A 13,058-nucleotide genomic window follows, 5' to 3' on the forward strand; every position below is an offset into this window, starting at 1 on the left:
GAAATACCCTCAACTTCCCGGGACCAAGTGGTGTATCGCCAATGGAATCCGGCAAATCGGACTGCACTATACCGGTTCATGGACATCGATAGGGCAGCCGGTTAGGTTGTCCCGCGTCACATCCAGACCGGCCGTGCGTCACGTGAGGGGAGCCGCAGATGAAGGACGTCACCCTGCTCAGCGACGGGTGGGGGCTGTGCCACGAGGGCGCGGTGCTGCCCGCCCGGGTGCCGGGCTGTGTCCACACCGACCTGCTGGACGCGGGGCTCATCCCCGACCCCTTCATCGGCACCAACGAGCACGAGATCGCCTGGGTCGGCGAGCGGGAATGGACCTACACCACCCGGCTGACCGCCTCCGGCACCGCGCACGAGCGCACCGATCTGGTCTTCGACGGCCTCGACACGGCCACCGAGATCACCCTGGACGGGGAGGTGCTCGGCCGGACCCGCAACATGCACCGCATGTACCGCTTCGACGTCACCGGCCGCGACGGCGAACTGCGCGTGCGCTTCCTCCCGGCGCACGAAGAGGCGGAGGCCGTACGGCAGTCGACCGGCGACCGCCCGAACGTCTATCCGGCGCCCTCGCAGTACATCCGCAAGATGGCGTGCGGCTTCGGCTGGGACTGGGGCCCCACCGTCGTCACCGCCGGAATGTGGCGGCCCGTCCGTCTGGAGCACTGGTCGACCGCCCGGATCTCCCAGGTCCGGCCCCTGGTCACGGTCGCCGGACGACGGGGCCGCGTGGAGGTCCACCTCACCGTGGAGCGCACCGCCACCGGCACCGGACGTCCCCTGACCGCGCGGGCGTCGGTGGCCGGGGTGGACACCGAGGTCACCGTCGAGGACGGACACGCGCTGCTCACGCTGGAGGTGCCCGACCCCGAGCTGTGGTGGCCGCGCGGCCACGGCGAACAGCCGCTGTACGACCTGACCGTCACCCTCGCCGACGGCGACACCGCACTCGACACCTGGCAGCGCCGGATCGGCTTCCGCGCCATCGAGCTGGACCGCACCGCCGACGAGCACGGCACCGGCTTCACCCTCGTCGTCAACGGCGTGCGCCTCTTCGCGCGCGGCGTGAACTGGATCCCCGACGACGTCCTGCCCTCCCGCGTCACCCCCGAGCGCTACCGCCACCGCCTCACCCAGGCCGCCGAGGCGAACGTCGACCTCGTCCGCGTCTGGGGCGGCGGCATCTACGAGGACGACGCCTTCTACGACGTGTGCGACGAACTCGGCCTGATGGTCTGGCAGGACTTCCTCTTCGCCTGCTCCGCCTACCCCGAGGAACAGCCACTGCGCGGCGAGGTGGAGGCCGAGGCGCGCGAGAACGTCGTACGGCTGATGCCGCACCCCTCGCTGATGCTGTGGAACGGCAACAACGAGAACCTCTGGGGCTTCCGGGACTGGGGCTGGGAGCCCGAACTCGCGGGCGACTCCTGGGGCGAGGGGTACTACCTCGGCCTGCTGCCCCGTGTCGTCGCCGAGCTGGACCCGACCCGGCCCTACACGGCGGGCAGCCCCTGGTCCGGCTCCTGGGACCACCACCCCAACGACCCGGCGCACGGCACCCACCACTCCTGGGAGGTGTGGAACCGGCGGGACTACGCCGAGTACCGCGACAGCGTCCCCCGGTTCGTCGCCGAGTTCGGCTGGCAGGCCCCGCCCGCGCTGGCCACCCTGCGTCGCGCGCTGCCCGGTGAGGAGCTCGCCCCCGACTCGCCCGGGATGCTCCACCACCAGAAGGCCGAGGACGGCAACGGCAAGCTGAACCGCGGGGTCGCCCGCCACTTCGCCTTCCCCGAGGGCGACTTCGACCGCTGGCACTATCTGACCCAGGTGGTCCAGGCCCGGGCCGTCGCCGCCGGTATCGAGCACTGGCGTTCCCACTGGCCGGTCTGCGCGGGCACCGTCGTATGGCAGCTGAACGACTGCTGGCCGGTCAGCTCCTGGGCGGCCATCGACGGGGACGGCCGGCTCAAGCCGCTCCACCACGAGCTGCGGCGCGTGTACGCGGACCGGCTGCTCACCCTCCAGCCCGCCCCGGACGGTGTGGTGCTGGCCCTGGCCAACCAGTCGGCCGAGGACTGGGCCGCCCGGGTCACCGTGCGTCGGGTGACCGCCGACGGCACGGTCACCGCCGAGACGACGGTCGCGGCCGACGTGGACGCGCGCGGCGCGGTACGCATGCCCCTTCCCGCCGACTTCGCGCTCGGCGCGGAGGGCACCAAGGAGTTCCTGGTGGCGGACGCGTGGGGGTCCCCCCGTCCGAGCGAAGCCGAGAGTGGAGGAGAGGTCGAGGGTGGGGGAGAGGTCGAGCGTGGGGGAGGCCTGCGCGCGCTGCACTTCGCCGTGCCGGACCGCGAGTTCGCCTACCCCCGGCCGCGGTTCGACGTACAGGTGGAGACGGATCCCGGCTCCGGACCGGACGCTACAGTCGACGTCGTGGTCACAGCACGCACCTTGGTACGCGATCTCCTTCTGCAGCCCGACCGTCTCGCCCCGGCGGCGGTGGCCGACACGGGCCTGGTCACGCTGCTCCCCGGTGAGCAGGTCCGGATCCGGGTCGGCGGCTGGTCCGAGCCCACCGTCGCCGGTGCCCGCTCGGCGCTCTTCTGCGTGGAACCGGCGTGAGCGTCCCGGCCTCCCGTGTGCCCGCCTCCCGCGTCACGATCAAGGACGTCGCGGCACGAGCCGGTGTGTCCAAGGGCGCGGTGTCCATGGCCTTCAACAACAAGCCCGGTGTCTCCGAGGCCACTCGGGACCGTATCTTCCAGGCGGCCCAGGAGCTGGGCTGGGCGCCCAACGCCCGGGCCCGCGGCCTCTCCTCCGGGACCCGGGTGGACACCATCGGCCTGGCGATCTGCCGCCCGGCCCGGCTGCTCGGCCTGGAACCCTTCTACATGGAGTTCATCTCCGGGGTCGAGAGCGTGCTGGCCGAGCGGTCCTGCTCGCTGCTGCTGCACCTGGTGCGCGACCCCGACGAGGAGATCACGCTCCAGGAGAACTGGTGGCGGGCGCGGCAGGTCGGCGGCTCGATCCTGGTCGACTTCCGGCAGAACGACCCCCGGGTGCCGGCGCTGCGGGCCGTCGGACTGCCCGTGGTGGCGGTCGGCCATCCGTCCCTGACGGGCGGTTTCACCTCGGTGTGGACCGAGGACGCCGTCGCCGCCGCCGAGGCGGTCCGCTATCTGGCCGCGCTCGGCCACAAGCGCATCGCCAGGGTCGGCGGACCCGCCGGACTCGGCCACAGCGCCATCCGCACCGAGGCGTTCGCGGAGGCGGCACGCGAACTCGGGCTGACCGGCGACCTCCAGGTCACCACCGGGTACGAGGGGGAGGAGGGCGCCCGCGCCACCCGCTCGCTGCTGCTCAGGGCGGACCGGCCCACGGCGATCCTCTACGACAACGACATCATGGCGGTCGCCGGGGCCGCCGTCGCGGCCGAACTGGGGCTGTCCGTACCGCAGCAGCTTTCCCTTCTCGCGTGGGACGACTCCCAGCTGTGCCGGCTGACCCACCCCCCGCTGTCCGCGATGAGCCACGACATCCACGGCTTCGGGGCCGATGTGGCCCGGACCCTGTTCGCGGTCATCGACGGAGAGAATCCCGAGTCCCACCAGGTCCCCACGCCGTCCCTCACCCCACGCGGCTCGACGGCACCGCCGCCGGGATAGGGCTCAGGTGAGGGATGGCCCGGAGCATCATGGCCCCGGGCCACTGTCATGTCTCCCCGTCCGTACGGTCAGGGGCGGCGGGGTCCGATCGCATCGCGGACGTCACTCGTTCGCGTCCCGGAGAGTGCGCGGGATGCGTTCCGGACGGTGGCGGTCCTCGAGTGGGAGCGGACCGGTGACGTGGGTGCGGAGATGGGCGACGCGGGCGGTCATCGCGCGGTCCAGTGCCTCGGCGCCCTCACGCCGCCAGGGCGGCAGAAAGCCGCGGCCGGAAGAAGCCGCCGTTGCGCTATCCGCTCTTGCGGTTATTGCCGCCGCTGGGCGAGTTGTCCGCCGACGACGGCGAGCTGATGTGACGAGGGGTACGGCCGGCGGCGCGTCGCGAGAGAAGTCAGCGGCGCCAGGGAAGGTCGGCGGGGAACGCCGGGCGGTCCGGGCCCGTGAGACCGGTGAGGACGATCTCGCACGCTTCGCCGAAGGCGCGCGCCTGCTCGGGCGTCAGCCGGTCGAAGACGGCGGCCCGTACGGTGGCGACATGGCCGGGGGCGGCCCGCTCAAGGGTGGCCAGACCCTCGTCCGTCAGCACCGCGAGCTGGGCCCGGCCGTCGCCCGGCGCGTCCTCACGGCGCACCCAGCCCCGCTCCTCCATCCGGCTCACGGTGTAGGAGAGGCGCGTCCGGGCGATCTTCAGCTCCGCGGCGAGGTCCGTCATGCGCAGCCGCCGCTCGGGGGCCTCGGAGAGGAACACCATCACCGAGTAGTAGAGGTGACTGAGGTCGGCCTCACGGCGCAGCTGCTGGTCGAGGGCGTCCTCCAGCACCAGACTGAGGGCGCGGTACGCGCGCCAGGTGCGATGCTCCTCCGGAGTGAGCCAACGGGGTTCCATGACTGCACTCTAGTGAGCGCCGGACGCGCGTCGGCGGCGTGGGCGGCCTCGGTGGTGGACGGTCCGTCACACGGTGCCCGGCGTCTTGCGCGTCGTGACGTTCATGCGGTTCCACGTGTTGACCGTGAAGATCAACGCGATCAGCTGGGCCAGTTCCCGCTCGTCGAAGTGCCGGGCGGCCTCGTCGTAGACCTCGTCCGGCACACCGTCGGGCAGCCGGGTGACGGCCTCGGTCATTGCCAGGGCGGCCCGCTCCTTCACGGTGTACAGGCTCGACTCCTCCCAGGCGGAGAGCTGGTGGACGCGCTCCTCCGTCTCCCCGGCCTTGCGGGCGTCGGTGCTGTGGTAGCCGATGCAGTACGCGCACCGGTTGATCTGGGAGGCGCGGATCTGCACCAGCTCCAGCAGGACGGGGTCGATGCCCTCACGGGCGGCGGCGTCCAGGGCGAGGACGGCCTTGAAGACCTTGGGGGCGACGGCGGTGAAGTTCATGCGCTGAGGCACCTGAAAAGTTGTCATGCGAAGAGCGTAGGAGTGAAAAAGACCCATGCCATGGTTCATTTCAGGGGTGGAAACATGGGTCAATTCCTGCCCTTCGACGGGGCGCCGCCCCGGGTGCCCGCGGGGGCGGAGGGGCTGATGGACGGCGCCCTCAAGTCGACGAGCCCACGGGGGATCGGCCGAACGGCCGATGCGCGCGGACGTGTTCACCGGTAATCGGCCGAACGGCCGATCCCGTGGCCGCGGCACGCCGAGGACAGTTGAAGCACCGTCCCCCAGCGTCCCGGACGGACGCCGAGCGCCCTCGTACGAGAACCTGCGCCGGTCGTCGCCGTCCCCGGCGGAAGGAACACATGGTGCGTCCCTTGCAGTGTCCTGTCCCGGCGCCCGCCACCCGGCCTCCCGCTCCCCTGGTCGTGGCCGTGATCGGCGGCCACGTACCGGCGTACGAGCGGCTGCGCCGCACCGGCGACCTGGTCCTGCGGCACATACGCCCGCCGTACACCGTGGTCGGGGGCGGCGGCTGCGACGTCGTCCTGCTGTGCACCCCCGATCCGGCCCCCGACCTTCTCCGGCGGCTGGGCGAGCGGGTGCCGCCGATCCTCATGGTCTCGCCCGCCACGGGGGCGCGGCGGATCACCACCGCGTTGCGTCTCGGCGTCAAGAGCTGTCTGGTCGACGGGGACTACGACGACCGGACGCTGGCGAACGCGCTGCGCAGCACCGCCGCCGGGATCACCGTCCTGTCGCCGGCCGCCGTCAAGGCCCTCTCCGGCGACCTCGGCCGTCCACAAGCCGGCCCCGCGAGACCGGAGAGCCACGGTCTGCGGATCCGTCCGTCCCTGTCTCCACGTGAACAGCAGCTCATGGACCTGGTCGCGAGCGGCCTGACCGTGGCGGAGATCAGCAAGCGGATGACCCTCGCGGTGAAGACCGTGCGCAACTACCTCAGCGCCATCTACACCAAGCTCGGCGTCTCCAGCCGTACGGAGGCCGCGGTGCTGTGGCTCGGCGCCACCGCCCGACCCCGACGCCCTGCCGAACACGGCGCCTGACCTACGGCCGCGCCGCCGTGGCCGTCATGCGCGCGCCGTGTCCGCCCTGTCTGCCCGGTCCGCCCTGGTACGTCGATGGCGTGGCGCGTGACTGACACCGGTGGGTGCTCCGGCCGTCGGGAAGTGGGCGATCAGCCACCAGCCGTCGTCATCGGTGGGGCCGGCCGTCAGCGTGCCGCCCACCGCCTCGGCCCGTTCCCGCAGACCGATCAGGCCGTATCCGCCGTGACCGCCCGAGGGCGCGGCGCGCCGGCCCAGCGGTGCCGTGTTGTACACATCGACTCTCAACTGGCCGTCGCCGGTTCGGTGGAGGCGTACCGTCGCCTGACCGCCGGGTACGTGACGGCGGACGTTGGTCAGCGCCTCCCGGACCACGGAGTGGATCGCGGCACACACCTCGGGGCTCAACTCGCTGTACCGGGCGGCGGCGGTCACCTCCAGACGGGCCGCCGACCCGTCGCCGTGGTCGCTGAACGCGCTGACCAACTTGGTGAGCTCCGCGTGCAGTTCGCCGGAGCCCCGTACCTGGGGCTCCTCGTCGTCGGTGCGCAGCACTCTGATCAGCCGGCGCATGGAGTCCATGGTCTGCTGGCCCGCGTCCACGATGTTGTTGAGGATGGGGCCCACCTGGTGCGGCTGGCTCATATGGACCACGTGGGCGGCGTGTGCCTGCGCGAGGATGCCGGTGACGTGGTGGGCGACGAAGTCGTGGAGTTCCCGGGCCAGTTGCAGCCGCTCGGCGAGGCGGACATCGGCCACCGCCCGGGCCCGGCGCGCCTCCACCGTCCGCAGGAAGCATCCCGCTGCGATGGCCCCGCCCACGGCGAACGTCAGCAGGAAGGGGTAGGTCAGTGTGATGCCGCTGCCCTCGGTGCGCAGCGGCTCGTCGATGACCGCGGCCCCGAGCAGCACCGACAGGGACAGCGCGACGGCGGGCCGTTCGACCTTCCGGCAGGTACGGACGAGCAGGGCCAGCAGGCACGCCGTCTCCAGCAGTCCCCAGTCGGGCGGGGTCCACCCCAGCAGAGCGGCGGTGGCGGTCAGTACGGCCGAGCCGGTGCCCGCCAGTGCCGCCCGCCAGGGCGTGCTCAGTCGCCGCTCCGACCCGAACGCCAGCCACAGGGCGATCGTTCCGGTCAGCAGCGGCACCCAATCGACCGAGGCGTGCTCGTGAAAGCCGATGAGCCAGAAGTCGAGCCCCCACAACAGCCCCAGCCCCATGCACAACACCCCAAGACCCAGCCGTCTCGCACGCCCCGGTTGGGGTGTGGACGCCGTACATGACATGTTCGAAGAGTAGCCAGCGGACTGCGGTCCGGGACGGTGCTTCGTGAAATGTATGAGCACGGACACAGGGTGGGTGGGGGGAGGAAGGCCGCCGGGCCGGTCAACCGAGTCGTCTGTCCTGGTCGGTTGAGTCCGTCCCGGTCGGCTGAGTCGTCCGTCCCGGTCAACTGTCCACGCGGACGGCCCCGTTCGCCCAGGCCCATGCCGCGATCTCGACCCGGTTGCGCACCCCGAGCTTGCCGTGGATCTTGCCCAGGTGGGTCTTCACGGTGGACAGGGACAGCCGCAACGTGTCACAGATCTCCTGGTTGGTCCGGCCCACCGCGACGAGCCGGACCACCTCCAACTCGCGTGTGCTGAGCTGGGACTCGGACAAACGGGCGGTGGACGACGGCGAGAGCGCCGCCTCCTCCAGACGTCTGAACAGCCGCAGCGTCACAGCGGGGGAGACCAGCGCGTCGCCCCGGGCCGCCGCGCGCACCGCCTCGATCAGCAGTGCCGGAGTGGCGTCCTTCAGCAGGAAGCCGCAGGCCCCGTTGCGCAACGCGATGTTGACGTAGTCGTCCTGATCGAAACTGGTGATGACCACGACCTGAAGAGGACGTTCGACGCCGGGTCCGGCCAGCAGTTTGGTCACTTCGAGGCCGTTGAGCTTCGGCATACGGACATCCACGAGGCATACGTCCGGTCGCAGCGCACGTGCCAGTTCCACACAGCGGGCACCGTCGGAGGCTTCGCCGACCACTTCGATGCCGTCCTGGGCGTCGAGGATGAGCCGGAATCCGGCCCGCAGCAGATCCTGATCATCGGCGATCAGAACACGGGTCACTGTGCTGTCCACGTGGTCGATCCTTGCACGTTTGGGCCCAACTGGTTGCACCCTTGACCATCTCCGTTCGGGCCTCGAGTGCGTGCAGTACGGCCACCATGTCCTCGTCGCCGTGCCCCCGGGCCACGGTCTCGCCGAAGAGGGCGTGGCAGACGTCGAGGAGGGGGGAGGCCAGACCGGTCCTGCGGGCGGCCTCCGCGATGAGGCGGTTGTTCTTCAGGACGTCCGCGGCGCCCGCCTGAACGGTGAAGTCCCGGGCCAGCAGCTTCGGTGCCTTCATACGGGAGACGGCGCTGGCCATCGGGCCCGCGTCCAGGACGTCCCGGAGCAGGTGTCGGTCGAGCCCGTGCCGGTCGGCGAAGTGGAACGCCTCGGTCAGACCGGTGACCAGTGTGATCAGGAACAGGTTCACGGACAGCTTCATCAGCAGGGCGTCCGGTACGGGACCGCAGTCGAAGATCTCCCGGCACATGGGGGCGAGCAGGGGACGTACGGCCTTCACGGCGTCGTCGTCGCCCGCCAGCATCCCCACCAACCGCCCCTGCTCCGCCGGGACACGGGAACCGGAGACCGGCGCCTCGACGTAACCGCCGCCCGCGTCCCGGACGTCGTCCCGCAGGCCGCCCGAGTACTCCGGCGAGGTCGTGCCCATGTGGACGACGGTGCGTCCGGCGACGCGCGCGGCGAACTCCGGGGTGCCCCGCCCCAGCACCGCGTCGATGGCGGCCTCGTCGGCCAGCATGAGGATCACCGTCTCCGCCCGGCCGAAGACCTCGGCGGCGCTCCCCGCGACCTCGGCTCCGGCGGCCCGCAGGGGCTCGCAACGGGCCGGGGTGCGGTTCCAGACGACGAGCGGTGTCCCCGCGTGGGCGAGGTTGAGCGCCATGGGCTGTCCCATGACGCCGAGACCGATGAAACCGACGTACGCCACGAGGCACCACCGCTTCCGCTGACTATGACCGCGGTCATAGTAGTCGCCTCTATGACCGCGGTCATAGGGTGGACTCGGGAAAGAGCAGGAGTGGGAGGCCGGGAATGGCAGCGACTGGGGCGTCGGCACGGGGGCCGCGTGAGCGGATGGTCTTCAGCGCGGCCCAGCTCATCCGGCGCGAGGGGGTCGCCGCCACGGGGATGCGCGAGGTCGCCGCGCACGCCGAGGCGCCGCGCGGTTCGCTTCAGCACTACTTCCCCGGCGGCAAGGAGCAGCTGGTCAACGAGGCGGTGGGCTGGGCCGGCCGGTACGCGGGCAACCGGGTCGCCCGGTTCCTGGCGGCGCTGCCCGAGCCGACGCCCGGCGGGCTGTTCGCGGAGATGGTGCGCCAGTGGACCGACGAGTACGAGGCGGCCGGGTTCGCGGGCGGCTGCCCGGTCGCCGCCGCCACGGTGGACTGCGCGGAGTCCACCGTGTCCACGCGGGAGGCCGCGTCCGCCGCCTTCGCCACCTGGAACGGCGCGGTGGCCCGGGCCCTGGCGGACATGGGCGTACCGGAGGAACGGGCCGGCGCGCTCGCCACGCTCATGATCAGCGCCTTGGAGGGCGCGATCCTCATGGCCCGCGCCGAACGGGACGTCCGCGCCCTGACGACCGTGACCCGCGAACTCGGCCCCCTCCTCGACGCGGCGGTACGGAAGGACGACTGACCGCCCGCGCTAGCCGAGGGTGGTCAGGAACTTCTCCAGCCGGGCGATTCCCTCGCCGAGTTCGTCGGCCGATGCCGCGTAGGAGAGCCGTACGTGCGTGTCGGCCGTGTGCGTGCCGAAGTCCCTGCCCGGTGTGAGCGCGACATGTGCCTCCTGGAGGGCTCGTTCGCAGAACTCCCGGGAGGTGAGCCCGGTGCCGCTGACGTCGAAGTAGACGTAGAACGCGCCGTCGGGTGGCACGGGAACCGGCAGTCCGATCCGCTCCAGGCCGTCCACGACGAGCGCGCGCCGTCGGCCGAACTCGGCGCGGCGGTCCTCGCAGACCGCGAGGGATTCAGGGGTGAAGCAGGACAGGGCCGCGTGCTGGGCGGGAGCGGAGGCGCACAGGAAGTAGTTCTGGGCCAGCCGCTCCAGCGCCGGTACGAGGGGCTCGGGTACGACGCACCAGCCCAGCCGCCAGCCGGTCATGCCGAAGTACTTCGAGAAGCTGTTGATGACGACGGCGTCGGGGTCGTACGACAGGACGCCGCGCGGGGGTCGGCCCCGGTCGTCGTGGTCGCTGAGGTCGAGGTAGATCTCGTCGACGATGCGCCAGGCACCGCGCTCACGGGCGAGGTCGCAGATCGCCGCCAGTTCGTCGGCCGGTACCGAGGTGCCGGTCGGGTTCGACGGGGTGGCGATCATGATCCCGCGGGTGCTGTCCGTCCAGTACGACCGCACGGATGCCGTATCCAGCTGGAAGCGGCTCTCGGCGCCGGTCGGGACGAGGGTGACGCGGGCGCCGAAGCTCTCGGCGATCTGCCGGTTGCAGGGATACGACGGGTCGCCGATCAGCACTTCGTCCCCGGGGTCGACGAGGGCGGCGGTCGCCAGCACCAGGGCGGCCGAGGCCCCCGCGGTCACGACGACCCGGGACGCGTCGACCTCGACGTCGTGCCGCTCGGCGTAGAACCGCGCTATCGCCTGTCGCAGCGCGGGCAGCCCGAGGGCCGCGGTGTAGGTCATGGGCCGTCCGTCCATGGCCTCGCGCATCGCGGCGAGAACGGCCGGGGGCGCGCCGAAGTCCGGTTCGCCGAGGCTGAGTTTGACGACGTGATGGCCCTGGGCCTCCAGTGCCGCGGCCTGCTGGGCGAAGTCCATGGCGTGGAACGGGGCGACGGCCTGGGCGCGTTGCGAGATCTTCATACCGCTCATGATGTCGCTGTCCTCCACACTCGTCATGAAACACGTCGCCGGCGACCGCCAGGCGGTCGCCGGCTCACGGCCCCGGGCCTGCCCGCGGTGTCGCGCTTCTGCCTCGGCGCGGCGCGCGTGCGACGACTTCTTCCTGGTCCGGCGTGTACTCCTCGATCCGGCCGGGCATTCCTTCTGCCTGTCGACGCACGATGACGAGGGGGCGGACATGTCGGATACGTCTGAGGCCGGGCCGAGAAGAGCCGGCGTGCCGCGTGTGGTGTTCCGCGTTGTCATGGCCGCTCTGATCGTGTGCCTCGCGGTACGCACCTACGAGGAAACGGCCGTCGCGGTGGCACGGTCGATCGGGTCCCTGCACACCGAGGCCGCCACCGTCACGGAACTGGACGGGCACACCGAGCACGGCTCGTCCGGCGGCGGCCAGGACGGCGGCGGTACGGCGTACAGCTACACCCTCTACACGATCGAACTGCGCCTGGACGACGGCGTGAAGACCCTGGACGGCGTCACCTCGGACAGAGTGGACGAGCTGTGGGACGGCAGGCAGGTCACCGTCGGACTGTGGCACGGACGGATCGTGGAGATCGACGGACGACAGGTGTGGCCCGGGTGGAACCGCAGCGGCTGGGACCTCGCGCTGATCGCCCTCTACCCGTTGATCACGGGGTATCTGATCTCCCTGGTGGTGTCCGGCTGCGTGTACCTCATGGGCCGGAACGGCAGGGTACGGCTCAGGCCCGACGAACCGGTCGGAGCCACCTTCCCCGGCATCCTCACCGCGCTGGCCGCGACCATCGCGCTCCTCGCGCTCGGCGCGGCCGGAGCCGCCCCCTCCTGCTGGCCGCTCATCCCCTTCGGTGCCGGGCTGGCCGTCGCGCTGACGCGTCTGGGCACGATCGTCCGCCGCGCGGAACGGGCCGCCCGTACCGCGGCCTCCGAGGCCGCGCCCTCCAAGGCCTGAGCGGTCGTGTGCGCCGCCGGTCGTCGAAGCCGTGCGGAGTCACCTGGACCGCACGCCCACGAGTGCCGCGTCTCGGTCGGTCGTGGCCGGGCCGAACCAGGTGGTGAGGGCGGTTCGGAGAGCGGCGATGTCCACGGGGGCGCCGCCGGGGGCCGTCCAGGCGATGTGGCCGTCGGGGCGGATGAGGAGGGCGGCGGGGCCGGTGCCCTCGGCGGTGGTCGTGAGGTCCGGGGTGCCGTCGACCGCGGCCGTGAGGTCGGCGTCGCCGCCCGTGGCCGTGCGTGCGCGGAGGTCGAGGAGCACCGGGCGGGCGGAGTGCAGGAGTTCGAAGACGCGGGTGGGGCCGGTGGTGGTCTCCAGATCGATGCCGGGGACCCGGCGGCCGGAGAGCGGATGGGTGTCATCAACGGGATAGCGCACGTCCAGCGCGGTGATCATGCCGCCCAGGTGGCGGTTGACGTCGTCGTGGGCGATGAGGGAGCGGAGTATGTCGCGCAGCGCGTCGGTCTGTGGGCCCGGGCGGGACAGCGCCGACTGGGCCCGAGCGAATGGCCACGATCATCGACGCCGAACGCTTCCCGCTCACCGCCCGGGTGTCGGGCGACCTGCTCGGCATGGACGCCGACGCGGGCTTCGAGCACGGGCCGCGCCTCATCCTGCGCGGGCTGCGCACCGCCGGGACGGACCAGGAGCGGGCCTGACCCCGGGCGCGCCTCGTCGTCGTACGGAACTCCTACGAGGCCTGCGGCTGCGTCGCCCGGGCATGGGCTTGGTAGCCTCGGGGAGCCAGTCGTGCCACATCCGAGGCCAGGGAATCCGGTGGGAATCCGGAGCTGACGCGCAGCGGTGAGGGGGACGGGCGGGGCACGACGCCACTGGGCGGAGTCCGTGACGGCCGCAGGGCCGCCGGGGACGAGGACCGGGAAGGCGCTCCGTCCGGACGAACCCGAGTCCGAAGACCTGCTGGCACCTCCGCGCCGCGTGCGGGGAGGCCGTCCGTAGGCCAGGCTCCGCGTACGAGC

The 13,058-nt window shown here is 71.8% G+C and carries 13 protein-coding genes and 1 riboswitch; of the genes, 6 read left to right on the plus strand and 7 right to left on the minus strand.

Translation table 11 applies throughout. The features are described 5' to 3' along the window. Positions 1–158 precede the first annotated feature (158 nt). Positions 159–2,639 carry a glycoside hydrolase family 2 protein gene (locus STRIP9103_RS25835; protein ID WP_009322849.1) on the plus strand — a complete coding sequence of 827 codons (2,481 nt, stop codon included), beginning with the start codon at positions 159–161 and terminating at the stop codon, positions 2,637–2,639. Next, entirely contained in the window at positions 2,636–3,682 is a 1,047-nt protein-coding gene (locus STRIP9103_RS25840) for a LacI family DNA-binding transcriptional regulator (protein ID WP_009322797.1), read from the plus strand. The genes STRIP9103_RS25835 and STRIP9103_RS25840 overlap by 4 nt, the downstream gene beginning before the upstream one ends. A gap of 391 nt (positions 3,683–4,073) precedes the next feature. On the opposite strand, the gene STRIP9103_RS25850 is transcribed toward STRIP9103_RS25840, so the two are convergent. Next, entirely contained in the window at positions 4,074–4,568 is a 495-nt protein-coding gene (locus tag STRIP9103_RS25850; protein WP_009322840.1) for a MarR family winged helix-turn-helix transcriptional regulator, read from the minus strand. 66 nt (positions 4,569–4,634) lie between these two features. After that, positions 4,635–5,087 (minus strand): carboxymuconolactone decarboxylase family protein, encoded by a 453-nt coding sequence (locus STRIP9103_RS25855; RefSeq protein ID WP_181800411.1) that lies wholly within the window; start codon positions 5,085–5,087, stop codon positions 4,635–4,637. A 335-nt stretch (positions 5,088–5,422) separates the two neighbouring features. On the opposite strand from STRIP9103_RS25855, the gene STRIP9103_RS25860 reads away from it, so the two are divergent. Next, the gene (locus STRIP9103_RS25860) at positions 5,423–6,124 is read left to right on the plus strand and encodes a helix-turn-helix transcriptional regulator (RefSeq protein ID WP_048820976.1); all 702 of its coding nucleotides are present in this window, start codon (positions 5,423–5,425) and stop codon (positions 6,122–6,124) included. A gap of 24 nt (positions 6,125–6,148) precedes the next feature. Here STRIP9103_RS25860 and STRIP9103_RS25865 read toward each other — a convergent pair whose 3' ends face one another. The 3 genes from STRIP9103_RS25865 to STRIP9103_RS25875 all read right to left on the minus strand — a co-directional run bounded on the left by STRIP9103_RS25865 (position 6,149) and on the right by STRIP9103_RS25875 (position 9,171). Then, positions 6,149–7,345 carry a sensor histidine kinase gene (locus tag STRIP9103_RS25865; RefSeq protein WP_009322834.1) on the minus strand — a complete coding sequence of 399 codons (1,197 nt, stop codon included), beginning with the start codon at positions 7,343–7,345 and terminating at the stop codon, positions 6,149–6,151. A 229-nt stretch (positions 7,346–7,574) separates the two neighbouring features. Next, a complete protein-coding gene (locus STRIP9103_RS25870; RefSeq protein ID WP_100243990.1) occupies positions 7,575–8,252 on the minus strand; it encodes a response regulator in 678 nt (225 codons plus the stop codon). Further along, complete coding sequence (locus tag STRIP9103_RS25875; RefSeq protein ID WP_009322852.1) at positions 8,215–9,171, minus strand: NAD(P)-dependent oxidoreductase; 957 nt, start codon at positions 9,169–9,171, stop codon at positions 8,215–8,217. Before STRIP9103_RS25875 ends, STRIP9103_RS25870 begins: the two co-directional genes overlap by 38 nt. A 104-nt stretch (positions 9,172–9,275) precedes the next feature. On the opposite strand from STRIP9103_RS25875, the gene STRIP9103_RS25880 reads away from it, so the two are divergent. Then, positions 9,276–9,881 carry a TetR/AcrR family transcriptional regulator gene (locus STRIP9103_RS25880; protein ID WP_048820977.1) on the plus strand — a complete coding sequence of 202 codons (606 nt, stop codon included), beginning with the start codon at positions 9,276–9,278 and terminating at the stop codon, positions 9,879–9,881. Positions 9,882–9,890: 9 nt separating this feature from the next. Here STRIP9103_RS25880 and STRIP9103_RS25885 read toward each other — a convergent pair whose 3' ends face one another. Further along, positions 9,891–11,075 (minus strand): pyridoxal phosphate-dependent aminotransferase, encoded by a 1,185-nt coding sequence (locus STRIP9103_RS25885; protein ID WP_234022290.1) that lies wholly within the window; start codon positions 11,073–11,075, stop codon positions 9,891–9,893. A 208-nt stretch (positions 11,076–11,283) separates the two neighbouring features. On the opposite strand from STRIP9103_RS25885, the gene STRIP9103_RS25890 reads away from it, so the two are divergent. After that, the gene (locus tag STRIP9103_RS25890) at positions 11,284–12,036 is read left to right on the plus strand and encodes a hypothetical protein (protein ID WP_141581707.1); all 753 of its coding nucleotides are present in this window, start codon (positions 11,284–11,286) and stop codon (positions 12,034–12,036) included. Between the two features lie 39 nt (positions 12,037–12,075). Here STRIP9103_RS25890 and STRIP9103_RS25895 read toward each other — a convergent pair whose 3' ends face one another. After that, positions 12,076–12,474, minus strand: a complete 399-nt coding sequence (locus STRIP9103_RS25895; protein ID WP_009322855.1) for an aromatic-ring hydroxylase C-terminal domain-containing protein — start codon at positions 12,472–12,474, stop codon at positions 12,076–12,078. Positions 12,475–12,584: 110 nt separating this feature from the next. On the opposite strand from STRIP9103_RS25895, the gene STRIP9103_RS50110 reads away from it, so the two are divergent. Next, positions 12,585–12,737 (plus strand): hypothetical protein, encoded by a 153-nt coding sequence (locus STRIP9103_RS50110; protein ID WP_009322851.1) that lies wholly within the window; start codon positions 12,585–12,587, stop codon positions 12,735–12,737. Between the two features lie 69 nt (positions 12,738–12,806). Then, positions 12,807–13,018: riboswitch (cobalamin riboswitch) on the plus strand. Positions 13,019–13,058: the final 40 nt, after the last annotated feature.

This window comes from Streptomyces ipomoeae 91-03 (genome assembly GCF_000317595.1).
Taxonomy (GTDB): domain Bacteria; phylum Actinomycetota; class Actinomycetes; order Streptomycetales; family Streptomycetaceae; genus Streptomyces; species Streptomyces ipomoeae.

Excerpts from the sequence above, each read along its gene's own strand:
- STRIP9103_RS25835 (WP_009322849.1), top strand. The coding sequence starts at position 159 with ATGAAGGACGTCACCCTGCTCAGCGACGGGTGGGGGCTGTGCCACGAG.
- STRIP9103_RS25850 (WP_009322840.1), bottom strand. The coding sequence starts at position 4,568 with ATGGAACCCCGTTGGCTCACTCCGGAGGAGCATCGCACCTGGCGCGCG.
- STRIP9103_RS25855 (WP_181800411.1), bottom strand. The coding sequence starts at position 5,087 with ATGACAACTTTTCAGGTGCCTCAGCGCATGAACTTCACCGCCGTCGCC.
- STRIP9103_RS25860 (WP_048820976.1), top strand. The coding sequence starts at position 5,423 with ATGGTGCGTCCCTTGCAGTGTCCTGTCCCGGCGCCCGCCACCCGGCCT.
- STRIP9103_RS25865 (WP_009322834.1), bottom strand. The coding sequence starts at position 7,345 with ATGGGGCTGGGGCTGTTGTGGGGGCTCGACTTCTGGCTCATCGGCTTT.
- STRIP9103_RS25880 (WP_048820977.1), top strand. The coding sequence starts at position 9,276 with ATGGCAGCGACTGGGGCGTCGGCACGGGGGCCGCGTGAGCGGATGGTC.
- STRIP9103_RS25885 (WP_234022290.1), bottom strand. The coding sequence starts at position 11,075 with ATGAGCGGTATGAAGATCTCGCAACGCGCCCAGGCCGTCGCCCCGTTC.
- STRIP9103_RS25890 (WP_141581707.1), top strand. The coding sequence starts at position 11,284 with ATGTCGGATACGTCTGAGGCCGGGCCGAGAAGAGCCGGCGTGCCGCGT.
- STRIP9103_RS25895 (WP_009322855.1), bottom strand. The coding sequence starts at position 12,474 with ATGATCACCGCGCTGGACGTGCGCTATCCCGTTGATGACACCCATCCG.
- STRIP9103_RS50110 (WP_009322851.1), top strand. The coding sequence starts at position 12,585 with ATGGCCACGATCATCGACGCCGAACGCTTCCCGCTCACCGCCCGGGTG.